Genomic DNA, 23,479 nt, shown 5'->3' with positions numbered 1-23,479 from the left:
GGAGGCTTTTGATACGATCCGGCAGGAGTATGAAGAGGCTCTTGCGGCTGTGCTTGATGATTATTATATGTATAGTCTTGATGAGCTGTATCAGCGGATACCGGTACCGACGGATAGTAGGAGTCTTCAGGCTCGTAATCCTTTCAAGGATAGGGAGAGTGTCCGGGGCCAGTTGTGGGAGTTTGATCCGGTCTATTTGGAGCGTGCCTATGAGAAGGCGGCACGGTATGGGGGTGAGAGTTATACCGAGTACCTGAATCTGGTAGCTGAGCTATCTCCTGACGAGTTAGCCGGCTATTTTGAGTCTCATCAGGACCAGGGGCTTTATACTCTTCAGATTAAGGACCTTACTTTAGGGCAGGTTCAGCAGACTCAAAAGTGGTGGAATGCTGAGCTGTCTTTTGATGAGAGGGGGAATTATATTTCGTCGGGGGACGCGCAGGTGCCTGGGGCTGGTTTGCTCACTTATGAGCAGCGGAAGGTGTTGATGCTTTATGCTCCGGGGTTGATCGGGAATCTGGACGGGGTGCCGTATTCTCATCGGTCGGTGGCGAATACGACCCTGCTACACATGGTGTCTTCGGATCCGGAGGATCAGAAGAACTGGGATATTCCTTATACGGTGGAGGGTGATATTGCCAAGCATATTGGGGATACTGCGGCCGCGATACTTCAGAAGAACCGAGATATTGCTGTTCTTCACCCCGGTGCGGATGTGCAGGTGGTGACGCTTCAGTTTTCTGATCTTTCGGGTGAGGGTAGGTCTTGGGATGATATTAAGACCGCGGTCTCGATCGGGAATCTGGATACGGCCGAGAACGCCTCTTGGTTAGTGCACGGGATTAATACTAATGCTCAGAAGAGTGTAGGAAACCATATTGATGCGGCCAACAGCCTCTACGACCAGGCATTACTTCAGGGTTCGAGTAGACATGCTTCGGTGGCGTGGATGAATTACGAGGCTCCGGGAGGGATTGGTACGCCCCAGGTCTGGGGGAATACTAACGCTCACGTTGGTGGTGCCCGCCTGGCTCAGGATGTAGACACTTTTAATACCATCCACGGTGGTGCTGATCAGGTACGCACTAACCTGGTGGGGCATTCTTACGGGACTGATGTGGTTTTCTCTGCTCTGACCGAGATGGGTACGAAGGCTGATTCTGCGGTGTTGTTGGGTTCGGCCGGGCTGGATAGGAAACAGGTTGCCGCCTACAATGACGGGGAGCTTGACCTGGCCCTGGAGGATAACCCGAATAAGGAAGGGGCTCAGAATATCTACCATACAGAAGCTTCTGGGGACGGGATTGATAACTGGGGCCGGTTTCCTGCTACTAAAGCTCACCCGGATAAGGTTGAGGGTATAACACCCTTCTCCTCAGAAACCGATCCTGAGGGGCGGTTACATGATGTGGATCAGCATGGTCTCTATACCGAGGACGAGTCTAACCGGGGCTATCTCTCGGAGGACACCACAGCCCGCTGGGATACATCCCTGATTATCCGGGGTGAAGAAGAGAAAATTACCGAGTATTCCCCGACTCAGAAAGAGCTGGATACTCCGTCACCGTCACCATCGCCGGGTCCGGCCCCGGTCCCGCCTGCTGATGATCATCCAGCCTCGCAGCCGGAACAAGACCGGCCAAACCCGATACCACAGCCATCGCCTGGGCCGGCTCCTGCTCCGCCTCAGGATTAGCCCCCCCCTACTTCTAAGGTGGTTTCACAACCCATGCTCAACCCGACCCGTTCTATGAACCGTATCAAGATACTGATCACAACCTGTCTGACCAGCCTGCTCATTCTGAGTGGGTGTGCTCTGAACCCAGGAGGAAAAATGGAAGAACCTACCGCTAATGAGCTCTTTAAGGATTATTATTCGGCTTTGACCGGGACTATTGCTGCGAGCGTGCACGGGGAGAGCTATCGCTGGAGGGATGAGACTGAGGCTTTCCCTTACCCTGAGGAGGCCAAGTGGACTGATTTCAATGTCTTCATCACCTCCTGTAGCTATGAAAAAAAACTAGCCAGAATAGACGGATATATTAATACCTACAGACAGGATCTAGGTCTAGACACTGATCAGGCTGGCCGGGCTATTGAGAGAGTTAAGGCTTACTGGGCTTCCCGGGGTTGGGAGGTGACTTCAACCAATACCACAACTGACCCTGATATTACGCAGATTGCTACGACCACGGATACCGGTATTTATCTCGCGTATCTAGCTGGTGATCTGGGTGAAGCGATTGACACAGAGACCCCTTGTATTCACGGTTTCTACGATAAATACAATGATGATGGCCCCGCTGAGGAGCCTATCACTTATCCGGCGGACAAGCCCGATCTGGATAATCTGCCCGCACCCAGCACTACGGAAACTACCGGTGGTCCTGAGGCAACAGCCTAAACAAACATTAGGGGTAGTGATGAGAGGGAAGGGGCCGTGTGCCAAGCTCGGCTGTGGCTGCCTTTTTCTATCTCATAAAAGACAACGACATGATGATGTTACGTAAAACCTTCCTGTGCAGGTTCTTAATCCCGGTGTGCAGCCTGCTTATCCTGAGTGGGTGTGCTCTGATCCCAGGAGGAAAAATGGAAGAACCTACCGCTAATGAGCTCTTTAAGGATTATTATTCGGCTTTGACCGGGACTATTGCTGCGAGCGTGCACGGGGAGAACTACCGCTGGCGTAACGCAAGTGAGGACTTCCCCTACCCTAAGGAGGCTAAATGGACTGATTTCAGTCCCTACATCACCTCCTGTAGTTCTGAGCAAGAAACCGCCAGAATAGACGGGAGACTGCGCACCTACGGGCAAGATCTAGGTCTAGACACCGAACAGATCAGCCAAGCTGCCGATAGGGTCTGGGCTTACTGGGAGTCTCGTGGCTGGGAAGTCAAAGATATTACTTCCGCTAAAGAAACACGGTGGAAGGAAATTATCACTACCACTGATACCGGTATTTATCTCAAATATATGGCCAGTGATGGCGGTGAAGTTATTCACGCTAAGACCCCTTGTATTCACGGTTTCTACGATAAATACAATGATGATGGCCCCGCTGAGGAGCCTATCACTTATCCGGCGGACAAGCCTGATCTGGATAATCTGCCCGAACCCAGCACCACCACCGGGGATACCGAGACCAGCAACGAACCCGAGGCAACAACTTAACTGTCAGAAAATTAAAGAAGAGGCAGAGAACGGGTCAACCCGTTCCCTGCCTCTTAGCGGTACGTCTATGCCTTAGGAATCTTGAACATCACCGCGGTAGCCGGGTTAGCGTGGTCAACTTCGCCCGGAATACCGTCTGCTTTCTTGATCCCGCTGGAGGAGCGAGAACGTAGGAAACCGGACAGCCAGGTAGCCAGTGTGGTGAGCGCAAAATTGATGACCACAAAAAGTACCGCCGCCATGATCAGGGTTTGCAGCACGTTTCCTTCGCCCGAGCCGAGCCGGCGCGCTGAGGCAAGAAGCTCGGGGTAGGAAATAATGTAGCCCAGCGCAGTGTCTTTGAGGATCACCACAAACTGCGAAACCAGAGAGGGCAGCATCGTCATCATAGCCTGAGGCATGAGCACGGTGCGCAGTACCCTACCGGGGGTGAGCCCGATAGCGAGACCGGCTTCGCCCTGCCCCTTGGGCAACTGTTTAACACCGGAGCGCAAAAGTTCGGCGATAACCGAACCGTTGTAGAGGGTCAGGCCGATCACCACCGCAATAAAGGGCAGCTGCTGGGGTGAGAAAACCGAGAACCTACCCAAAAAGAGCCAGAAGAAGATCATCATGATCAGCACGGGCACCGCCCTAAAGAACTCGACCACTACCACGGCAAACCCGCGCACAGCCCTATGGGCGGAGAGCCTCATATAGCCAAAACCCATACCGAAAACCAGAGAGGTCACCACAGAAAGCAGAGCAGCCTTCAATGTTGAGACCATACCGGGAAGAAAATAGTATTCCCAGGCGTGCGCGGTAAACAGAGAGGTCCACTTCTCGGGTTCAAGCTGGCCCTGACGGTGCATCACACCCAAAATATAGGCCACAAAAGCCAGAATCAGCAGAATAGACACCAGATTAAAGACCCGGGTAATCTTCCGGCCGCGAGGACCGGGCGTATCAAAAAGAACTGATGTACTCATCGTTTCACCGCCAACTTACGTGATGCCCAGGTGGTCAAAATACCGATAGGGACCACGATAATAACGAATCCCATGGCGAAGACCGCAAAAATAAGAAAAATGAGATCGGAGTTGAACTCGATCATCGACTTCATCATGCCCGATGCCTCCGCCACCGACGCCACAGTGGCCACCGTGGTGTTTTTTGCTAGGGCAATCAGCGTGTTACCCAGGGGCGTGATAGCCCCGCGCAGGGCCTGAGGAAAAATAATGTGGCGGGCAGCGGGAAAGAAGCCGAGCCCGATAGCGCGGGCAGCCTCCGCCTGCCCCACAGGCACGGTGTTCACACCCGACCGTATCGCCTCACACACAAAAGCTGCATGATAGATAGAGAGCACGATGACCGCATAGATAAAGAAGTTAAGCTCAAAATCTGAAACCAGCTGAAGCTGGAATTGGGTCCACACACCCAAAATCGCCAGGGTCATCAGAATAGTCAGCGGAGTATTGCGGAAAAAATGCACGTAAGCGGCACCGGAATACTGGAGCGAGGGAACCGGCGAGATACGCATAAACGCGAGCACGGTACCCAACACAAACGAGCCGATACCGGCCCAGAAAGTGAGCTGAACATTCACCCAAAACGCGCCCAGCACGTTGTAGGTCTCAAAGAGCGTGGAGAGCTGTTCGCCGAACGACACGGGAGCCTCCGTTTCTAAAAAATTGTTGTGCGAATAGGTTAGTTATCTTCGGTAGGCTGGGCGCAGCTACCATCCAGCTCGGGCGGATTGAGCGAGGCGTTGTAGCGGAAACCCGAATCGCCCACATTCTTTGCGATAGCATCCTCCCACGCCCCGGTGGACACCATCTTGTTAATGGCATCGTTGATAGCCTGGCACCTATCCGTCCCCTTGGGCAGGCCCACACCGTAGCGCTCCTCCGTAAACGTGTTACCGACAAGTTTGAGCTGACCCCGGTTTGCCCTGGTGGAGGCTAGACCGGCCAGAATAATGTCATCGGTGGTAACAGCATCGACCATCCCCGCGTTGAGGGCAACCACACAGTCCGAGTAGGAGTTCTGCTGCACCAGCTGCACCGATGACGAATATTTATCCTGAATCTTCTGCGCCGAGGTGGAACCGGTGACCGAGCACAGGCTTTTACCGTCCAGTGAGTCAGGGCCACTGATGTCGGTGTTATCCTGCTGCACCAAGAGGTCCTGGCCCGCCACAAAATAGGGGCCGGCAAAATCTACGGTCTTCAACCGGGTATCCGTGATGGAATAGGTCGCAAAAATCATGTCTACCTGCCCGTTAGAGAGCATATTCTCGCGGTTGGCCGAGGGAGACTCTACCCACTCAATCTGATCTTCCGTATAGCCGAGTTCTTGGGCGACATAGCGGGCGACATCGGTATCGAAACCTGTATAGTCCCTACCGTCCTGATACCCCAGACCTGGTTGGTCAAACTTAATGCCGATACGAATCTTATCGTCGGAACCGCTTGAGGTACTACAGCCAGAAAGCGCCAGAGCCGCGGCAGCCAACAGGGCGGTAGCCGCAAGTGTCTTACGCCTGAGAAAAGCACGAATAGTCACGGATAACACCTCCTTAGTGGTTCAGAATTTTGCCAAGAAAATCTTTTGCCCGGTCTGATGAGGGGCTGGTAAAGAACTCATCGGGGCTGCCCTGCTCGACAATTTCGCCGTCGGCAAGAAAGACAATGCGGTCTGCCGCCCGCCGGGCAAAACCCATCTCGTGGGTGACCACAATCATGGTCATACCTTCCTGGGCCAGGGAGATCATGGTTTCTAACACCTCGTTGACCATCTCGGGGTCAAGCGCGCTAGTGGGTTCGTCGAAAAGCATCACCTTGGGTTGCATGGCCAGCGCACGGGCTATGGCAACGCGCTGCTGCTGGCCACCGGAGAGCTGCGCGGGTAGCTTGTTTGCCTGGCTGTCTACACCAACTTTTTTGAGCAGGCCCATGGCTAGTTCTTCCGCTTCTGCCTTCCCCATGCCGCGCACCTTGCGCGGACCCAGGGTGACGTTATCGAGGATAGATTTATGGGCAAAGAGGTTGAAAGACTGGAAAACCATGCCCACTTCTGCGCGCAGTTTGGCCAGCCCTCTGCCCTCCTCGGGCAGCTTCTGACCGTCGATAATGATACTGCCTGAATCTATGGTTTCTAGGCGGTTAATGGTGCGGCAGAGAGTTGATTTTCCGGACCCGGAGGGGCCCAGCAGAATAATAACTTCACCGGCATCGACCTCGAGGTTAATATCTTTGAGCACGTGGAGGTCGCCAAAATATTTATTGACGTTTTTGAGCTGAACCAGTGAATCTGTCACGCGGTCCTCCTAACGGTGTGTGCGGTGTTATCCGCCGCTGGCCCGCTGTGCCGGCGGGTGTTTCTCAACGGGCAGATAGGTGTGAGTCATACGATACACGCTTTTCGTAACGATACTGTTACACCATTGTGTTCTAAGCTGTTGTGGACTCTTACAGTAGACGTTTGGGAGATTGCGCATGGGATATGTGCTGGTGGGGGTGACCCTGATAGTGATGGCCGCTACCATGGCAGGTGTGGCTGTCTTGGGTAACGACCGTATTTTTCCGGCGCGAAAAGTGCTGGGTTATATCGCTGCCGACGGTATCGATGTGGAGACAGACTACCGGCCGGTGTGGACGACCACTGATCGGGCCGGTAACGGGTATCGGAAGATTCAGTTTTCGACCTCGCCCCACGGCTACACCGTCGCTGAGGTGGATGAGGCTTTTGCCGCTTTGATGGAGGAAAACCGCCGGATGCGTTCCGAACTTGAGCTCCTACAGGCCCGACCTGAGTCCCTGTAGCGGGATAGATAACCGGGGGGTAAGAGAGGCGTGGAATCGGTGACAGACCGGCTGATCTACGGCAGCTATGTGCGGCTTCGACTGGTGTTTGGGGGCCTGCCTGCCGCTATACAGGTGACCCTCATTTATGCTGCCAGCCGTCTTTACGGGTTCGCGCTTTTTAGCCTGGTGGGCCGTCAGCAGCTGGTGAGTCCCTGGGGTAGCGGCCCTATGGGCTATCTCGAATTTGTGAGTATCTGGGATGCCGGATGGTATGAGCAGATAGCTACCGACGGCTACCCGGCCACGCTACCGGTGGATTCGGGCGGTTCGGTGGAGCAGAACCCCTGGGCTTTTTATCCGCTTTTTCCTCTGACCGCGGCCGCGTTGGGGAGGGCCAGCGGGATGGGCTACTATGCGGCGGCAACTACCCTGGCCTTACTCGCCGGTTTTGCCGCGGCCCTGGTCATTTTTTACCTCCTGCGGGATTCGCTCAATGGTGTGTCAACCCGCGCGGGACAGGACGCGGCGCTGGGTGCCGATGAACTGACCGGTGCGTCTTCGGGTAACCGGCAAACTGCCCTGTGGGGGGTAGCGCTTTTCTCGTTCCTTCCGGTGTCCCCGGTGTTGCAGGTGCCCTATGCCGAGTCTTTTAACCTGGTTTTTTTGGCGCTGACCCTGTTTTTGATGATGCGGGGCAGGTGGTGGTGGGCTCTGACCTTTGCGGTTTTTGCCTGCCTGTCGAGACCGGTGGGTGTGCCGCTGGGGGCGACCGCCGGATTATGGTGGGCCTGGTCCACCTGGCGGAGTGTGCAGCGGCAGAGAGTTCAGGGTGGTACCCGTTGGGCCGGGATACTCGGGGCTGTGAGACAAACTGCCGGCCAGTTGTGTGCGGCGATCCTCATGTGCGGGGCTGCCCTGCTGTGGCCCCTATACGCGTGGTGGTACACGGGAAGGATTGATGCGTATACGGCCACGGAGACTGCCTGGCGGGGGAGCGATCTTGCCCTGCTGGTGCCCTGGATTGAGCAGGCCGAAACCTATTTCGGTGTCTTTGGCCTACCCCTACTACTGGCCCTCATAGGGGGCGGGCTGTTGTTTCTGCGCACCAGGCCGGTGCGGCAGAGTCTGCACCCGATACTGGTGCTCTGGTGCGGAGCCTACTGCCTGTATCTGCTGCTTTTCCTCAATCCACAGAGCTCGCTTTTTAGGATGCTGCTACCGCTGTTCCCGCTCTGTCTACCGCTGGTGGCTCTTTCTGTATCGCGAGCCTATCGGGGTTTGCTGCTAGTCTCTTCGGCCGCCCTACAATTCGGATGGGTGGGTTGGCTCTGGCACTGGAAACAGCTACCGGGTGGTGGCGACTATCCGCCCTAGTCGCGGGCTGTATAGGGCCGGGGCGAGAAATATAACCCAATACGGGAGAGGCTTGCTGTGTTGACCCTCAAGAAACCATCAGCTGGTTTATTATGGTTCCTGTCAGGGGTTTTGAGGCTGGCGGTCAGCCTCCTGATACCGCACACGAAGGAGAATGATTGATATGGCGGCACAAAAGCCTCGTACCGGCGATGGACCTCTTGAAGTCGTGGAGGAGGGGCGCAGTATTATTATGCGGATCCCACTGGAGGGCGGCGGACGCCTGGTACTGGATATTAGCCCCGAAGAGGTCGAGGCCCTCAAAGCCTGCCTCAAAGACTTTAGCTAGCCGAGCTGGCTTAGGCCGGTAGCCAACACCCCCGTCTAGCGCTTGTAGACCAGGTAGAGGCCGGGCTGGGCGTGGGCCAGCGACACAAAAACATCCCCGCGGCAGTCCTGAATCTCGGACAGCAGCCTCCGATGAGAAACGGTCAACTCATCGCGCTGAGTGGGATCTGAAACCCTCCCCGAACGCAGGGCATCGTTGAGAATCAACAAACCGCCAGACTGCAAGAGCGCCAGCGACCGATAAACACAAAACTCGGCGATCCGAGCCCCGCCATCAATAAAAATCAGATCGTAAGAATCCCGTGAGAGCCGGGGGAGCACCTGCCGGGCATCACCGGTAATCATACGGACTCGATGATTCTGACCCGCTGACGAACCACCAATAATAGACTTTGCCTTCTGCACGCGTGAACTATCAATATCGAGCGTGGTCATGGCCCCGCCACGCGGCATCCCCTCCAGCAGGGCCAGCGAAGAGACCCCGGTACCCGTACCTACCTCCAGCACATTCTGGGCCCGACCCGTAGCCGCAAGTACAGTCAGCAAAGACGCGGTGTGAGGGCTCACCGGGTCAGCCCCCGCAAGCTCAGCGTCACGGCGGGCAGCCGCAATCTCCGCACTCTCCTGCGGAAAAGACTCCGTATAGGCCCAGGCCATCGTGCGATCCACCCTGTGCGATGCCATGTTTCCCCTTCTCACCCCGCTGAAGGATAGAACTTCAGGACAAAAACTTGTGCTTGAAACATCATATAGAACTCAGGACGGTTTTTAGGTTTTTGCCGGTTAAAGCTGGTAATCTTCGGTACTGTGTTTGGTATTAGCGGCATGGAGTTCATCATCCTGGTCATCATAGCCTTTGTGGTGATTGGCCCCGCACGTATGCCCGAATACGCACAAAAGCTCAAAGAGGCCGTTAAATGGGTTCGCGCCATGGCCTTTGAGGCCAAAGACGACCTCAAAGAAACCCTGGGCGACAACCCACTGGGCGACTTTGACTGGAAACAGTATGACCCCCGCCAGTATGACCCGCGGACCATTGTGCGCGAAGCACTGGCAGAAGACGACGCCGAACGCGCCGCCCTCCAAGCCCAGCAGCAAGAGAATCGTTCGGCCGCCTCTTCCTCCAACCGTCTTCCCCGCGGAGCGTACGCGCCCTTCGACACCGACGCCACCTAGGACCGGCAGCCCCGGCGAACACCCAAACGTAAGAGAGCGGCTAGGGGCTAAAAGGTAGCGGCCTACCGGCAAGATTCCGGGAACGGTGGGAAAGCGTGCGCGCAATCTCTGTGATCTTCTCAGCCGCCGCTGTCTTGACAGGATCCCACACCAGCGGCAGGCCCCTGTCCCCGCCGGCACGAAGCCGCACATCCAGTGGCACCGACCCCAGCAGGGGCACCTCATAGCCCAAAGACTCCGTCAACCGTGCGGCAAGCTGTTGCCCGCCACCGGAGCCAAAGATCTCCATCAGGGTGCCATCGGGCATGTGCATGGCGGACATATTCTCGATGATACCCACCACTTTCTGCCCCGTCTGCAGACTCAGTGTGCCCGCCCGCTGAGCCACATCAACGGCGGCGTGCTGGGGCGTAGAGACCAACACCAGCTCGGCACCGGGTAACAGCTGCGCCATCGAAATAGCGATATCGCCGGTACCCGGCGGTAAATCGAGAAGCAGCACATCGATGGCACCAAAATGCACGTCGGTTAAAAACTGTTCCAGGGCCCGGTGCAGCATGGGGCCGCGCCAGGCTACCGGCTGATCGGGCTCGACAAACATGCCGATAGAAATAACCTTCACAAAACCACCGTCCGCCGCCTGCCGGCCTGCCGGGCCGGTAACAAAATCGGGCACCTCAACCACGGGCGGTATGATCATATCGTCCATACGGGTGGGCTGCTGGGTAATCCCCATCAGACCGGGAATAGAAAAACCGTGAACATCGGCATCAACAATCCCCACGCCCAACCCTTCGGCGGCGAACGCGGCGGCAAGATTAGCCGCCATCGATGATTTACCGACCCCACCCTTGCCGGATACCACCGCATAGACACGGGTGAGCGAGGTGGGCTCGGTGAAAGGATTCTTGCGTGAATGCCCCAGCCTTGTACGCAGCTGCGCCCTCTGCTCAGCATTCATATAGTCGATCTCCACGGTCACCGTCTCCACACCGGCAACCTTCTGTGCCGCCGCCCGAACATCCTGCTCAATCGTGGACCGTAGCGGGCACCCCTCGATAGTCAGCAGCACCGTCACATAGGCATCTGACCCCTCAACCACGGCAAGATCCACCATACCCAGCTCGGTAATCGGGCGCCGCAACTCGGGATCGTAGACCTTAGCAAGCGCCTCACGCAGCGAATCGGTGGGGGTGTGCATGTCTCAGCCTCTTTTCGCTTAATCGGTTCTTCAGTGCTCAGGTGGCCTGTCTACTCGGTATCATCGGTGGAAGACTCCTCAACATCTTTCACCTTAACCCTCTTCAACTTCTTCTTGGTCGAGTCCTCGCTCACCGCGGTCAGCGCACCGGTTAGCGGGTCCCGGACCTCCTGGCTGCCCCGGTCACAGCGCGCCTCAATTTCTTCGAGCTTCTCCATAATATCGCGCAGCTCACCGCGCACATAGTCACGGGTCGCGACCTCGCGCAGAGCAACGCGCAGCGAGGCAATTTCACGGGTCAGATACTGGGTCTCCTCCAGATTCTGCTGGTCACGCTGCCGGTCCTGGGAGGCAATCACGCGGTCACGATCATCCTGCCGGTTTTGAGCAAGCAGCAGCAGGGGGGCCGCATAGGACGCCTGGAGGGAGAGCATAAGAGTCAGCAGGGTAAAATTCAGTGCCCGCGGGTCAAACTGTAGAGACTCCGGTGCCAGCGTATTCCAACCCAGCCAGAGACCACAAAACACAGTCATCCAGAGCAAAAACTGCGGGGTTCCCATAAAACGGGCGATAGACTCGGTAGCGCGCCCAAACCTATCGGGATTCGACCGGGGAACCGCCCTGCGGCGCGACTCCTGCGGGGTGGCCAAACGCTCGTCGTGGGGGCGCTCTCTATTTTTATCACTCAAAGCGGCGGCCTACCTTCCGAATAGGGGTTCCATCATCATAGGTTCTCCAATCCTCGGGCAAAATGGCGTCGAGGACATCGTCAATGGTCACCGCGCCCACCAGGCGGTGAGAATCATTGGTCACCGGGATAATCGTCAGATCATAGGTTGCCAGCACCCGCGACAGCTCCTCAAGACTGGACATATCGGACACCGGTTCGATGGAGGTATCCAGCATATTACCCACCTGCTCACTGGGCGGATAACGCAAAAGCTGCTGCATATGCACCATACCAAGATACCTGCCGGTGGGGGTTTCCAGCGGGGGACGGGCCACCAGCACAGCCGCGGCCATTGCCGGCGGAATCTCCTCCTGCCGAATATGGGCCAGAGCCTCGGCCACCGTGTTCTCGGGCGAAAGAATAATAGGAACCGGGTTCATGAGCGACCCGGCGGTACCCTCCTCATACTCCAGCAGGCGGCGCACGTCTTCCGCCTCTTCCGGCTCCATCAGATAAAGAAGCTGCTCCCGCTGGGCATCGGAAAGCTCGTTGAGCAGGTCGGCGGCATCATCGGGTTCCATCTCCTCCAACACCTGGGCGGCCCGCTCCACATCGAGGTGGGAGAGGATCTCCACCTGATCGTTTTCGGGAAGCTCTTGAAGCACATCGGCCAGGCGCTCGTCCTGAAGCTCATGGGCAATCTCAACCATGCGCTTGTCGTTCATCTCGTGGATAGCGTCGGCGAGGTCGGCGGCGTTTGCGTCTTCGTGGTTGGCCACAAAAGCGGTTGCCGCCTGCGGCTCAAGATCGGTGGAAAGAATAGCCTCATCCCAGTCGATCACGAGAGTTTCTTTGCGGCGGCGTAGAATCCCGCCCGTCTCGTGTACGCGGGAGATAAAGAGCTCGGCAAGAAACCAGTCACCGTTGCGGTGCTGCTCCATAGCCACGTCCTCAACCGTGGCTTCACCGGAACCGTCGGTGAGCTGTACCTTGCGGTCAAATATTTCACCCACCACCAGCGACTCAGACCCTCGCTGCTCAAAACGCCGAAGATTCACCAACCCGGTACAAATAATCTGCGACGACTCAATGGACAAGACCCTGGTCATGGGCACAAAAATTCTCTTCTTCCCCAGCACCTCAATAACAATTCCCACCACAACAGGGCCCCTGTCCCCGCGGTGGTCGGAGGTGAGACTACCAAACGGGCCAAAACTACGTTTGAGCACCACAACATCGCGTAGACGACCCAGCCGATCCCCCAGGGGGTCAAAAACGTCGAGACCGAGAAGGCGGGCAATAAAAATTTTATTCGGTACAGTACTCACCTATACAGGGTATCGGCAAAGCAGAAATAAGGCAGAATACCACCGCCCCCAAGAAGTGAGAGTTTACCCGCAGTTGCCGCTGATCTGGAGAGAAGAACCGGTGAAACCCCGCGTTTCGCCGGTTGCGATACCCCGCGCAGGCTCCAGTGATTATCCAGCTTCCTCAGAGAAAATGAGGGATATGGACTTCAACCAGTACACCCCGATGATCGCGCAGGCAGAACCGAATAAAGAACCCGACGGCGACCTTGTCGCCTACTTCGATAACCGCCAACAGCTCGACCACGCCATGCGCCGGCTAGCCGAACAAAAATTCCCCATGCAAACCATCTACGTGGTGGGCCGAAACATCACCCACATCGAATACGTGGGCGGGGAACTCACCTACCCCAGGGTTATTGCGGCCGCAGCTTTCCAGGGAGCATGCTTCGGTGCTTTTATCGGCGCGGTGACCGCCATACTCACCGGAACAGCTATCGGGGCTCACCTCATCTCATCGATACCGCTGGGCATGATGGTCTGGGTGCTCACCGGCCTCATAAGCTTCTCCCGTAACCGCCAAAAGGGTCGGGGCTCGTTTGCCATGCGCGGACAGACTATCCCCGGAACCCTGGAAATGAGGGCACACTTTTCAACATCGGACCGGGCACGGCAGATCCTTAGGGTGGGCCCCTACGCTCGGCAGCCGGGCAACCCGGCCGGTGCCCCGGCTCCCGTGCCGCACAACACCCCCGGTGGAACACCGGTCCACGGGGCCGGTTGGACCGGGCCTCAGGGGCAAGAACAGGTGCCACCAGCGGGGAATCAGGAATCCACCTTTGTGGGCCCCGAATACAACCGCGACGGCTCCAGGGCCGGAGGAAAATTCGGTCTGCGTATCGAAGACCCCGAAGAGTACGCCCGCACGGTACGCCAAGAACCGGCACCGGCACCCAGCAACGAGCGTATCGAACAAATCCGTAAAGAACAGAACCAAAGCCGCTACGGTATCCGAGTCGACGACCCGGCAGAACTCAGCCAGAGTATCCGCCAGAACCCCCGGGAAAACGAAGAGAGCACCGGCGATAAGCCGCGCTAGCCGGTATACCCGCCCGGCACGGGAAACCGGCTAGGTAGCTTTCAACCCAAAAGCCTGTCCATCCAGGCTTCCACATCGGCGATCGTGCGCGGTAGTGCGGCAGAAAGATTCTCGTTACCGTTTTCGGTAATGAGCACATCGTCTTCAATGCGCACGCCGATTCCTCGATACTCCTCGGGAATAGCCAGGTCCTCCTCCTTAAAATAGAGGCCCGGCTCAATGGTGAACACCATACCCGGCTCAATCACGCCGTCAAGGTAGAGCTTCCGCTTAGCCTGAGCGCAGTCGTGCACATCGAGCCCCAAATGGTGGCTGGTACCGTGCGGCATCCAGCGGCGGTGCTGGCCGCCCTCGGCAGAAAGCGCGGCTTCGGCGGTAACAGGCAGCAGCCCCCACTCGTCCAGGCGAGCAGCAAGCACCTTCATTGCGGCCTCGTGAACGTCACGAAATTTGCGACCGGGAACTGCCACCTCAAACGCGGCATCGGCGGCGTCCAAAACCGCCTGATACACCCTAGCCTGCACCTCGGTAAACCTACCGTTGACGGGGAAAGTGCGGGTGACATCGGCGGTATAGAGACTATCGTCCTCAACACCCGCATCCACCAGCATGAGCTTGCCATCCTCCACGGGACCGTTGTTGCGGATCCAGTGCAAAATGGTGGCGTTGTTACCGCAGGCGGCAATGGTGTCATACCCCAGGTCGTTGCCTTCCTCGCGTGCCTTGGCGAAGAAAACACCCTCCACCACACGCTCGCCGCGCCTATGACCTATGGCGCGGGGGAGTGAGCGAATAATATTCTCAAAACCGGCCACCGTGTGATCCACCGAGCGGCGCAGCTGAGACACCTCCACCTCATCTTTGACCAGGCGGGCCTCAGAAAGAGCCTCGGTCAGGAGCGCATCCTGCCGGTCGGACTCCTCAAGGTCCACCCCGGTGTTATAGCGAGAGGTGTCCACCAGCGCATCGGCCGCCGGGTCAACATTGCGCACCAGACGAATCTGCACGCCGCCCAGGGCGGGGTTACCGGCATTTTTGGTGACAGCAACCTCAAGCTCAGAAAGGTCGCGGCTCACCAGGCCGTACTCGGCCTCAATCTCCGCCAACGTGGGGCGGGGACCAATCCAAAATTCGCCGTAGCGGGGATCGTCGTAAAACTTTTTTGAGTCGCGGCCGGCCAGGGGAGTGAAATAGAGGGTGACCCGGTGGTGCGAGCCGCCATCACCGCTACCCTCTTCCACCGGTTCAAACACCAGCACAGCATCGGGCTCGTGGTCGGTTCCCAGGCCCGTCATATGGGCAAAAGCGGAGTGGGGGCGAAAGCGGTAGTCGGTGTCGTTGGAGCGGGTCTTGAGCGGGCCCGCAGGAATCACCAGGCGCTCACCGGGAAAGAGCGCCGAAAGAGCGGCACGACGGCGGGCTGCCCAATCAGCCACCCGGGCACGGGAGGGGAGCCTCCGATCGGTAGGGGCCCAGCGATCCCCCATAAAATCGGTGAACGCCTGCGATTCGGGAGGCTGAGAGCGGTTGGTGACCCGCTCCTCAACCGGTTGAGTATTGTCATCTGAAGTAGTCATAGCACCACTGTAACTATTTATTTGTCTCCGGTCACGTCAGCGGCGGCAGGCAAGCCGATAGAGCCGGCAGGGCCGGGGCGCAGTATGATGTGGGCATGGCCTACGACCTTCATACCCACTCAAAAATTTCGGACGGAACCCAGACCGTTGCCGAGCTGGTCGCGGACGTTTCCCACCGCGGGCTTACCGGCTTCGCCCTCACCGACCACGACACCACCGCGGGCTGGGCAGACGCCGAAAAGTACGCTGCCGACTACGGCGTGGACTTTATCGCCGGTATGGAAATATCGTGTGCCGCCGCGGGGGTGAGCGTGCACCTGCTGAGCTACCTGCACGATCCCACCTACCGACCGCTCACCGACACCATAGCCCGGGTCAGACAATCCCGGCTCATCAGAGCCCAAACAATGGTGGAGCTTCTAGAGCGAGACTACCCGATCACCTGGGCAGACGTGGTGCGCGGGGTAGACGAAAACGTCACGGTGGGCAGACCCCACATTGCAGATACCCTGGTGGAGGCGGGTGTCCTGACCAACAGGTCCGAGGCCTTTACCGGGCTGCTCAGCCCCCGCTCAAAATACTATGTCCCCCACGACGCACTGGATCCTGTGCGGGCGGTGGAGCTGGTACGCGCAGCCGGCGGGGTACCGGTCATGGCGCACCCGCGGGCGCGGAGCAGAGGCAGGGTCGCCCCCGATGAACTGATACACAGCATGATAGCCGCCGGGCTTGCCGGACTCGAAGTCTATCACCGCGACAACAGTGACACAGACCGCCGATGGCTCACCCGGCTAGCCCACGAACACGGCCTTCTGATCACCGGATCATCCGACTACCACGGGAGAGGAAAACCCAACCGGCTGGGGGAGAACACCACTCATACCGGTACCGTTACCCGGATCCGGCAGCTGTCTAGCGGCTACCGGCAGACCCCCTAAGCCGAGGGCCGCCGCCGGCGCCGCCGCGTGCTGCCGCTCTCCGTCTTCTCCACCGACTTCTCCCGCCGCCGGCGCCGATCCCGGGAACCGGAGGCACCTCGTGCGCGTGCCCCCGCGCTACGGGGTGCCCCGTGGCGGCTGTGTCTGCCGTCGCGGCGCAAACCGTCCGGCTGCCGGATACCTTCCTTGGTCTGCTCCTGGCGGGGGAGCCTGCCCCGGGTACCCTCGGGAATATCCAGGTCAGCAAACAGATGCTCAGAAGACGAGTAGGTTTCAACAGGGTCGGGAACTCCCAGCTCTAGAGCCTGGTTAATGAGCGACCAGCGCGGAACGTCCTCCCAGTCCACCAGCGTTATCGCGGTGCCGGTGTTGCCGGCCCGGCCGGTGCGCCCCACCCGGTGCAGATAGGTTTTTTCGTCTTCGGGGCACTGGAAATTAATAACGTGAGTGACATCTTCAACATCGATACCGCGGGCGGCAACATCGGTGGCCACCAGAATGTCAATCGTGTTTTGGCGGAAAGCCGCCAGAGCGTGCTCGCGGGCCCCCTGGTGGAGGTCGCCGTGGATAGCGCCGGCGGCAAATCCCCGGTTGATCAACTCCTCGGCAAGTTTGGCCGCCGAGCGCTTGGTTTTGGTAAAAATAATGGTGCGCCCGCGAGATCGGGAGCGCAGGATACGCCCCACCAGCTCGTCCTTATCCAGGGGGTGGGCACGGTAGATGAACTGCTGGATCGAGGCTTTGGTGACCGAATCGTCGTCGGGGGAGCTGGCCTGGATATGCATGGGCTTGGTCATATAGCGCCGCGCCATGCTCAGCACCGGCCCGGGCATGGTCGCCGAGAAAAGCATACTCTGGCGGGACTCGGGAAGTGCCGCCAACAGGCGCTCGACGTCGGGCAAAAATCCCAGGTCAAGCATTTCGTCTGCCTCGTCGAGCACCACAATCCTGACCGCGCCCAGGTCCAGTTTCTTTTGCCTGAGCAGGTCGATCAGTCGGCCGGGGGTGCCCACAATTACCTCGGCACCCGCCCGCAGCTGTTTGATCTGGGGCTCGTAGGGTACACCCCCGTAGAGCGTTACCACGCGGGCGTTGCGCTGCTGAGCGGCTAACTTGAGATCGGAGCCCACCTGCATAGCAAGTTCCCGGGTGGGAACAACAATCAGAGCCTGCGGTGCCCCGGGGGTAGTCATCTCTGCCCAGGCGGGGTCGTCCCGCCCGGTAACCCGCTGGAGGGTGGGCAGGCCAAATCCCAGGGTTTTCCCGGTACCGGTTTTTGCCTGCCCGATGATGTCGTGCCCGGCCAGGGCCACGGGTAGGGTGAGCGCCTGGATGGGGAAGGGGGTGGTGATCCCGTGGGCAGCCAGCGCATCACAGAGATCCTGACGCAGACCGTAGTCTGCAAATGTTTTACTGTCTTCAGTCACGATAGGTTCCTTGAGGATAGCGGCACAGCCGGGGGCCGGCGGTGCGTGTAAAGTGGAGCCGATCGTGTGTAAAAATGAAGCTGTCACCGCGGTAACGGCACCGATGGGGTATCAAAGAAAATGTCTGTTTGCTCTTACGACCGGGCAGCCATGACCCGTTTATTCTATCAAAGGTGCAGCGAGACAAGGTGTACCCCGAGCTATCGGGGCTGTGCCCGTGGCCGGGATACACCTGGCAGATACCGGCCTAGGCTCTATTCGGAGAAACCAAACCCGATACGTCGCTTAGACTCCTCACCGAGCTCCACGTACCCCACCTGGGCACCGGGGATCAGAGTGACCCTGCCCTTAGAATCCTCGAGTTCCAGCACAGAACCGTCGGCGAGAGCGGCGGCAACCTTGGCCTTGATCTCGGCAGACGTCTGATCGGTTTCGAGAACAACCTCCCGCTGAACATGCTGAATACCAATCTTAATTTCCATGGGTCTCCTTAGATAAAAGCGCTTGAGTCACACCCAATTCTAGGGTTGGCCGGTGAGAGCCCGAAAGCAATTCACTGTGAGCGCACAAAACTGTAGCCGATCAACCGGTTGCTTGGTGGTCTACTTCCAATCCTCGTCAATCACGGAAATACCGCCCCAGGCCAGACGGAACACCAGCTTTTCAACATGGCTAAGATCCACGCGGTCTGAATCCTGACTCAGAGCGTGCTGGGTTGCCGATACCGCCATACCCGCCAGCGTGCGAGAGAGAAGTGTGGCCTCGGCGGTTTCAAGCCCCGCATTGGGCCCCAAAAAACTGGCCACATGGTGGGCAATGGTGTCATAGAGGTGGTCCAGCCGCTGCTGCACCGCGTGATCGCCCTGAATATCCGACTCAAAAATAAGCCTGTACCCCTGCGGATTAATGCGGGTGAACTCAAAGAAAGCACCCAGTGCCCGCTCCACCCGCTCCCGGTTCACCGTGGTCTGATAGAGAGGTTTAATGATGCGGTTGACCAGATTGTCTATCTGCTCGTCAAGCACCGCCAAATACAGCTCCCGCTTCGACTTAAAATGCTGGTACAGCACCGGCTTAGTGACATTGGCTGCCTCGGCAATATGGTTCATCGTTGTCACGTGGTAGCCGTGAGAGGAAAAAACCCTGAGAGCATAAAAAAGTAGCTGCTGGCGGCGCAACTCTTTGGGTAGACGGGTCGTTCCGGTAGACAGCCTGCTATCTACCGCTTCGTCGGGTTCGGGACTGGCTGAAGGTACGCTCAAGATTCTTCTATTCTTAGATGCCGGTGGCTCATCCCCCAAAACCGCCTCGATACCTGCGGCCTAGGAGGCATCTGCCTGCCTTATTTCCCGGGGGAATTCGCTACCCCGGGAGTCCGGTAGATCGATCTCTATACCGTACAGTGCTTCGAGGGCTGAAATATATTCGGTTTCCCTCCCAGCCTGCGCGAGAGCTCGGGCACGAACGGTGGGGACATGGAGTAACGACTTTACCATACGACGCATAGCCATTTCCATCTGATCGGAGGCGGCGGTACAACCGTGCTGGGACCGCACCTTGCTCAGCTCCTCCTCGAGTACACTCATGGTGTGCTCCCGCAGAGCCACAATAGCGGAGTCAATGGTGCGTGCCTTCTCCCTGACCGCGAACTCCGCCGCCGCCTTCTCCACGATAGCGTGCGCCAGCTCAACAGACTCTACAGTCTCATCGGGAGCCGCCAAACGCACCGACTCAAGCGTAATAAGGTCTACCCCGGGCAGGTCGGCGACCTCCGGGGAGAAGTCGCGAGAAAGCGCCAGATCGACCAGCACATGCTTACCTGCGGGGATATCGGCAGCACCCAGGGGGGTGGCGCTCCCCGAACAGCCCACCACAAGGTCGGCGCGGGCAAGGGCCGCAGAAAAACCCCCGTCATCCACCGCATCAACCCCGCGCCTAGACGCGAAGGTGGCCGCCCGACCCGAGTGAGAATACACGGTGATGTCGGTGCATCCGCGCTCGCGCAGGGTAGCAACAGTGGCCCCCGCGTAGGCACCGGTACCGATAATAAGGGCTGAGCGCTGCTGCCAGGTCTTATCGGCCAGATCATCGGCCACGTCGAGGGCAACCGAAACCACCGACCGCCCCCGAGACCCCAGCAGGGTCTGCTGGCCCACCTGGCGGGCGGTATGAGCGGCATGGTCAAAGAGGCGCACCAGGTTTCCGGTGGCGTGGCCGGCTTTTTGCGCCTTGGAGATAGCGCGGCGCACCTGCCCGGTGATCTCGCGCTCACCTACCACGGCAGACTCTAGCCCGGCGGTCACCGTAAAAAGGTGCAGAGCCGCCTGCTCGTTCACGTAGGTTTCAAAGCTTGAGGACACAATATCGAGACTGAGCCCCGATAGCTCGGTGAGCTGGGCGTAGACCTGTGAGGTCGCCTTAATGACATCGGAGTGAACGGTGTCTTGTGTTGCCCCCGGAACAGAGGGGGTTTCCCCGTAAATCTCCACCCTGTTACAGGTGGAAAGCACAACCATGCCCCTAACAGAGTTTTTCTGGGCGTTGTCGGATAGAGCAGCGGCACCGTTGGCCAGGTGGGCCACGGTGCTAAGATCAACGTTCTTGTGTGATGCAACGAGGGTAAAAATAGTCACGACTGATTCATCATAAACACGCTAGCGCTCGGTGTGCGAATATCGCACCATACAATTGTGCACCATTTTTGGGTTTGGACAAACCGGATCCCACCCGCCCGTGCCCTGTACGGGGCAGACATAGGGTAAAACTGACACCGTGTCGGCAAAATTTCTTCCAATCCTTGGCACAATAGAGGACATGACCAAGCCACTGAAGCAGCGTGACCTCCTCACCCCCGCCCAGCGGGGGCGGCTTTCGCCTCAGCACCCTCTTAACGCTGCCTCGGTAGCAGACTCACCCATGATGCGCGCGCTCACCGGGCAGCCGGGCCCCTACCGACCGGTATGGTTTATGCGCCAGGCGGGACGCTCCCTGCCCGAATACCGAGCGATCCGCCGGGGAGTGCCCATGCTACAGGCATGCCTTACCCCATCCCTGGCCGCCGAAATCACTCTGCAACCGGTACGCCGTCACGGGGTTGACGCCGCTATTTTCTTCTCCGACATCGTGGTACCTATGAAACTTGCCGGGGTCGATGTCGATATTGTTCCCGGTAAAGGCCCGGTACTGGCCCGGCCCGTGCGCACCGTCGGCGACGTGTCTGCCCTGCCCGAAATTGACGACCGGGCCCTAGACCCCATCCGCGAATCAATCACAGCTATCACCGCGGAACTGGGGGACACCCCCCTCATCGGTTTTGCCGGAGCCCCCTTTACCCTCGCCGCCTACATGGTGGAGGGAGGCCCCTCCCGGGACCACCTGCGCCCGCGCACCATGATGCACGCCCAACCGCAGACCTGGCGGGCACTAGCCGAATGGGCGGCACGCACCTCTGCCCAGTTTCTGCGCGCCCAGATAGAAGCGGGGGCCTCTGCCGTGCAGCTCTTCGACTCCTGGGCGGGATCTCTGGGGCACGAAGACTATCGCAGATATGCGATGGAGCATTCGGCCGCGGTCTTAGCAGCCGTTGAAGAATACGGTGTGCCCAGAATCCATTTCGGCACCGGAACCGGAGACCTGCTCACCTCCATGCACGAGGCGGGCGCCGATGTGGTGGGAGTCGACTACCGCCTACCGCTTGACCTCGCCCAGCAGCGCCTCGGCGGCGGGGTAGTGCTTCAGGGTAACATTGACCCGGCCCTGCTTTCTGCCGGCTGGCCAGCCCTGCGCGAGCACACCGACCGGGTCCTGAGAGCCGGCCAGGCGGCCCCGACGCACGTGGTCAACCTGGGCCACGGCGTCCCGCCGGAAACCGACCCGCAGGTGCTCACCCAACTCGTTGACTACATTCACACCGCAACCCTGAGAAAGTAACTGATTCTACCTATGGCATCCTCCCTCGCCCGCTCACCCAAAAAAACCGCGATCGTTATTGGCGGCGGTATCTCGGGGCTGCTTGCTGCCCGCCAGCTGGCGCAGGCAGGACTGAAAGTAACCCTGGTTGAGTCCCGAGACCATCTGGGGGGTGCCGTGGGTGCCCACCGGGTGGCCGAGTTGGTACTGGACTCGGGGGCGGAGTCGTTTGCCACCCGCACCAGCACGGTCACCGACCTCCTCCGCGAACTGGGCCTGTCCGATCAGATCGTGACACCCAACCCTGCCGGTTCCTGGCTCTACCTCCCGGAAGGGGCCCGGCCTGCCCCCCGCACCGGGGTACTCGGTATCCCCGGAGACCTCAGCGACCCCTCGGTAAAAAATATCCTCAGCCGGGCAGGACTGCGCCGCGCTAAACTTGACCGTTTCCTCCCGGTATCCGCCGGAGAAAACGCCCAAACACTCGGGGAGGTGGTACGCACCCGCATGGGCCAGCAGGTACTGGAAAGAATGGTGGCACCGGTGGTCTCGGGCGTGCACTCCACCCACCCCGACGAACTCGAGATAGACTCCGTCATTCCCGGCCTCAAAGACAGGGTGGCTCAGCTGGGCTCCCTCGCCGCGGCCTCGGCGGCCCTCCGCAGGGCCTCGCCGGCGGGAACCCAGGTTGCCGGAATAACCGGGGGCATGAACCAGCTCTCCGAAGCACTGGTTGACGAGGTCATGAAGCTCCGGGTGCGCATCATCACCGGATTTGACGCTATCGCCATCGACAGGGACCCGGTCACCGGTGGCTGGACCATTATCCAGCGCCAGCCCGAAGCCGGGGAAAAGGCGGCGGCTATGAGCGGCACCTACGTGGTGGTGGCCGCAGACGGCCCCACCGCAGCCCGGATTCTGGGTACCCACCTACCGGCGGGTAAGGCTCCCACTCTCAACCCCGGACCGGATATCGCCCTGGTGACCCTGGTGGTAGACCAGCCAGCACTCAACTCCGCCCCCCGCGGCACCGGGCTGCTGGTCAGCGAGCACGTGCAGACGGTCCGAGCTAAAGCTCTCACCCACGCCACCGCCAAATGGGACTGGATGAGGGAACAGGCAGGAGAAAACAGGCACGTGCTCCGCCTCTCCTACGGGCGCGGCACCGACTCGGGCCCCCTCCAGGAAGTCAACCTCTATGACGACCAGCTCATCACCCTGGCACTGCACGATGCCGCAAAACTCTACAACCTGCCGCTCACCCGCTCCCACCTGGTGGGGGCCGACGTTGTCCGCTGGCACAGTTCCCTGCCTACCGCCACCGCCGGGCACCGGCAGAAGACAGAGGACTTTCGTGAAGCGCTCAAAGAACTTGAGGGCGTGACGGCCGTGGGCGCATGGCTCGCCGGTAACGGGCTGGCGGCGGTCACCGCCGACACCCAAAAGACCGTGGACGATTTTATAGCCAGACACCGGAGTGAAAACTAACACTTTGCGTGAACTTTATCAGGAAAAACA

General features: G+C 58.8%; 24 protein-coding genes. 11 read left to right on the top strand and 13 right to left on the bottom strand.

Annotated elements, in window-relative coordinates; translation table 11 throughout:
• The 3 genes from ACS1BR_RS02910 to ACS1BR_RS02900 all read left to right on the top strand — a co-directional run.
• Nucleotides 1-1,696, top strand: a 1,696-nt coding sequence (locus tag ACS1BR_RS02910; protein ID WP_463559979.1) for an alpha/beta hydrolase, incomplete at its 5' end; no start/stop codon positions are given.
• Between the two features lie 138 nt (nt 1,697-1,834).
• Nucleotides 1,835-2,404, top strand: a complete 570-nt coding sequence (locus ACS1BR_RS02905) for a hypothetical protein (protein ID WP_463559978.1) — start codon at nt 1,835-1,837, stop codon at nt 2,402-2,404.
• A gap of 185 nt (nt 2,405-2,589) precedes the next feature.
• Nucleotides 2,590-3,171: a hypothetical protein gene (locus ACS1BR_RS02900; protein WP_463559977.1), complete on the top strand. Its 582-nt coding sequence runs from the start codon at nt 2,590-2,592 to the stop codon at nt 3,169-3,171.
• Nucleotides 3,172-3,236: 65 nt separating this feature from the next.
• On the opposite strand, the gene ACS1BR_RS02895 is transcribed toward ACS1BR_RS02900, so the two are convergent.
• From ACS1BR_RS02895 to ACS1BR_RS02880, 4 genes are read right to left on the bottom strand one after another with little or no spacing between them, the layout of a single operon-like run.
• Entirely contained in the window at nt 3,237-4,139 is a 903-nt protein-coding gene (locus tag ACS1BR_RS02895; protein WP_463559976.1) for an amino acid ABC transporter permease, read from the bottom strand.
• Complete coding sequence (locus ACS1BR_RS02890; protein ID WP_463559975.1) at nt 4,136-4,819, bottom strand: amino acid ABC transporter permease; 684 nt, start codon at nt 4,817-4,819, stop codon at nt 4,136-4,138. Before ACS1BR_RS02890 ends, ACS1BR_RS02895 begins: the two co-directional genes overlap by 4 nt.
• 38 nt (nt 4,820-4,857) lie before the next feature.
• Nucleotides 4,858-5,715 carry a glutamate ABC transporter substrate-binding protein gene (locus ACS1BR_RS02885; RefSeq protein ID WP_463559974.1) on the bottom strand — a complete coding sequence of 286 codons (858 nt, stop codon included), beginning with the start codon at nt 5,713-5,715 and terminating at the stop codon, nt 4,858-4,860.
• 13 nt (nt 5,716-5,728) lie between these two features.
• Nucleotides 5,729-6,457, bottom strand: coding sequence for an amino acid ABC transporter ATP-binding protein (locus ACS1BR_RS02880; protein WP_463560317.1), 729 nt, complete (start codon nt 6,455-6,457; stop codon nt 5,729-5,731).
• A gap of 190 nt (nt 6,458-6,647) precedes the next feature.
• Here ACS1BR_RS02880 and ACS1BR_RS02875 point away from each other — a divergent pair, with 190 nt between their 5' ends.
• The 3 genes from ACS1BR_RS02875 to ACS1BR_RS02865 all read left to right on the top strand — a co-directional run bounded on the left by ACS1BR_RS02875 (nt 6,648) and on the right by ACS1BR_RS02865 (nt 8,658).
• Nucleotides 6,648-6,974: a hypothetical protein gene (locus ACS1BR_RS02875; protein WP_463559973.1), complete on the top strand. Its 327-nt coding sequence runs from the start codon at nt 6,648-6,650 to the stop codon at nt 6,972-6,974.
• Between the two features lie 30 nt (nt 6,975-7,004).
• Nucleotides 7,005-8,330, top strand: coding sequence for a hypothetical protein (locus tag ACS1BR_RS02870; protein ID WP_463559972.1), 1,326 nt, complete (start codon nt 7,005-7,007; stop codon nt 8,328-8,330).
• Nucleotides 8,331-8,493: 163 nt separating this feature from the next.
• Nucleotides 8,494-8,658: a DUF3117 domain-containing protein gene (locus ACS1BR_RS02865; protein ID WP_463559971.1), complete on the top strand. Its 165-nt coding sequence runs from the start codon at nt 8,494-8,496 to the stop codon at nt 8,656-8,658.
• A gap of 35 nt (nt 8,659-8,693) precedes the next feature.
• Here the strand turns inward: ACS1BR_RS02865 and ACS1BR_RS02860 are convergent, their stop codons facing one another.
• Entirely contained in the window at nt 8,694-9,341 is a 648-nt protein-coding gene (locus ACS1BR_RS02860) for an O-methyltransferase (protein WP_463559970.1), read from the bottom strand.
• Nucleotides 9,342-9,464: 123 nt separating this feature from the next.
• Here ACS1BR_RS02860 and ACS1BR_RS02855 point away from each other — a divergent pair, with 123 nt between their 5' ends.
• Nucleotides 9,465-9,833: a Sec-independent protein translocase family protein gene (locus ACS1BR_RS02855; protein ID WP_463559969.1), complete on the top strand. Its 369-nt coding sequence runs from the start codon at nt 9,465-9,467 to the stop codon at nt 9,831-9,833.
• 40 nt (nt 9,834-9,873) lie between these two features.
• Here ACS1BR_RS02855 and ACS1BR_RS02850 read toward each other — a convergent pair whose 3' ends face one another.
• From ACS1BR_RS02850 to ACS1BR_RS02840, 3 genes are read right to left on the bottom strand one after another with little or no spacing between them, the layout of a single operon-like run.
• Nucleotides 9,874-11,034 carry a P-loop NTPase gene (locus ACS1BR_RS02850; RefSeq protein ID WP_463559968.1) on the bottom strand — a complete coding sequence of 387 codons (1,161 nt, stop codon included), beginning with the start codon at nt 11,032-11,034 and terminating at the stop codon, nt 9,874-9,876.
• Between the two features lie 50 nt (nt 11,035-11,084).
• Entirely contained in the window at nt 11,085-11,684 is a 600-nt protein-coding gene (locus ACS1BR_RS02845) for a DUF1003 domain-containing protein (protein WP_463560315.1), read from the bottom strand.
• Between the two features lie 31 nt (nt 11,685-11,715).
• Entirely contained in the window at nt 11,716-13,032 is a 1,317-nt protein-coding gene (locus ACS1BR_RS02840; protein ID WP_463559967.1) for a magnesium transporter MgtE N-terminal domain-containing protein, read from the bottom strand.
• A gap of 181 nt (nt 13,033-13,213) precedes the next feature.
• Between ACS1BR_RS02840 and ACS1BR_RS02835 the strand changes: the two genes are divergently transcribed.
• Nucleotides 13,214-14,110 (top strand): YflT domain-containing protein, encoded by an 897-nt coding sequence (locus ACS1BR_RS02835; RefSeq protein ID WP_463559966.1) that lies wholly within the window; start codon nt 13,214-13,216, stop codon nt 14,108-14,110.
• A gap of 41 nt (nt 14,111-14,151) precedes the next feature.
• Here ACS1BR_RS02835 and ACS1BR_RS02830 read toward each other — a convergent pair whose 3' ends face one another.
• Complete coding sequence (locus ACS1BR_RS02830) at nt 14,152-15,687, bottom strand: aminopeptidase P family protein (RefSeq protein ID WP_463559965.1); 1,536 nt, start codon at nt 15,685-15,687, stop codon at nt 14,152-14,154.
• Between the two features lie 95 nt (nt 15,688-15,782).
• On the opposite strand from ACS1BR_RS02830, the gene ACS1BR_RS02825 reads away from it, so the two are divergent.
• Nucleotides 15,783-16,625 (top strand): PHP domain-containing protein, encoded by an 843-nt coding sequence (locus ACS1BR_RS02825; protein ID WP_463559964.1) that lies wholly within the window; start codon nt 15,783-15,785, stop codon nt 16,623-16,625.
• On the opposite strand, the gene ACS1BR_RS02820 is transcribed toward ACS1BR_RS02825, so the two are convergent.
• The 4 genes from ACS1BR_RS02820 to ACS1BR_RS02805 form a co-directional block, all read right to left on the bottom strand.
• A complete protein-coding gene (locus tag ACS1BR_RS02820; protein ID WP_463560313.1) occupies nt 16,622-18,070 on the bottom strand; it encodes a DEAD/DEAH box helicase in 1,449 nt (482 codons plus the stop codon). The genes ACS1BR_RS02825 and ACS1BR_RS02820 overlap by 4 nt on opposite strands.
• A 236-nt stretch (nt 18,071-18,306) precedes the next feature.
• Nucleotides 18,307-18,534 (bottom strand): DUF3107 domain-containing protein, encoded by a 228-nt coding sequence (locus ACS1BR_RS02815; RefSeq protein WP_463559963.1) that lies wholly within the window; start codon nt 18,532-18,534, stop codon nt 18,307-18,309.
• Nucleotides 18,535-18,654: 120 nt separating this feature from the next.
• Entirely contained in the window at nt 18,655-19,314 is a 660-nt protein-coding gene (locus ACS1BR_RS02810) for a TetR/AcrR family transcriptional regulator (protein WP_463559962.1), read from the bottom strand.
• Nucleotides 19,315-19,374: 60 nt separating this feature from the next.
• Nucleotides 19,375-20,685, bottom strand: a complete 1,311-nt coding sequence (locus tag ACS1BR_RS02805; protein WP_463559961.1) for a glutamyl-tRNA reductase — start codon at nt 20,683-20,685, stop codon at nt 19,375-19,377.
• A 181-nt stretch (nt 20,686-20,866) separates the two neighbouring features.
• On the opposite strand from ACS1BR_RS02805, the gene hemE reads away from it, so the two are divergent.
• Both hemE and hemG read left to right on the top strand, forming a co-directional pair.
• Nucleotides 20,867-21,982, top strand: a complete 1,116-nt coding sequence (hemE, locus tag ACS1BR_RS02800) for a uroporphyrinogen decarboxylase (protein ID WP_463559960.1) — start codon at nt 20,867-20,869, stop codon at nt 21,980-21,982.
• A gap of 12 nt (nt 21,983-21,994) precedes the next feature.
• The gene (gene hemG, locus ACS1BR_RS02795) at nt 21,995-23,449 is read left to right on the top strand and encodes a protoporphyrinogen oxidase (protein WP_463559959.1); all 1,455 of its coding nucleotides are present in this window, start codon (nt 21,995-21,997) and stop codon (nt 23,447-23,449) included.
• Nucleotides 23,450-23,479 lie beyond the last annotated feature (30 nt).

This window comes from Rothia sp. 18CD1-1, assembly GCF_055285355.1.
Note: the sequence above shows the minus strand (reverse complement) of the source record. Positions and strands in the feature narration are given on the sequence as shown.

Coding starts and splice junctions, on each gene's coding strand:
- ACS1BR_RS02905 (WP_463559978.1), top strand. CDS start 1,835: ATGGAAGAACCTACCGCTAATGAGCTCTTTAAGGATTATTATTCGGCT.
- ACS1BR_RS02900 (WP_463559977.1), top strand. CDS start 2,590: ATGGAAGAACCTACCGCTAATGAGCTCTTTAAGGATTATTATTCGGCT.
- ACS1BR_RS02895 (WP_463559976.1), bottom strand. CDS start 4,139: ATGAGTACATCAGTTCTTTTTGATACGCCCGGTCCTCGCGGCCGGAAG.
- ACS1BR_RS02875 (WP_463559973.1), top strand. CDS start 6,648: ATGGGATATGTGCTGGTGGGGGTGACCCTGATAGTGATGGCCGCTACC.
- ACS1BR_RS02865 (WP_463559971.1), top strand. CDS start 8,494: ATGGCGGCACAAAAGCCTCGTACCGGCGATGGACCTCTTGAAGTCGTG.
- ACS1BR_RS02860 (WP_463559970.1), bottom strand. CDS start 9,341: ATGGCATCGCACAGGGTGGATCGCACGATGGCCTGGGCCTATACGGAG.
- ACS1BR_RS02850 (WP_463559968.1), bottom strand. CDS start 11,034: ATGCACACCCCCACCGATTCGCTGCGTGAGGCGCTTGCTAAGGTCTAC.
- ACS1BR_RS02835 (WP_463559966.1), top strand. CDS start 13,214: ATGGACTTCAACCAGTACACCCCGATGATCGCGCAGGCAGAACCGAAT.
- ACS1BR_RS02830 (WP_463559965.1), bottom strand. CDS start 15,687: ATGACTACTTCAGATGACAATACTCAACCGGTTGAGGAGCGGGTCACC.
- ACS1BR_RS02825 (WP_463559964.1), top strand. CDS start 15,783: ATGGCCTACGACCTTCATACCCACTCAAAAATTTCGGACGGAACCCAG.
- ACS1BR_RS02815 (WP_463559963.1), bottom strand. CDS start 18,534: ATGGAAATTAAGATTGGTATTCAGCATGTTCAGCGGGAGGTTGTTCTC.
- hemE (WP_463559960.1), top strand. CDS start 20,867: ATGACCAAGCCACTGAAGCAGCGTGACCTCCTCACCCCCGCCCAGCGG.
- hemG (WP_463559959.1), top strand. CDS start 21,995: ATGGCATCCTCCCTCGCCCGCTCACCCAAAAAAACCGCGATCGTTATT.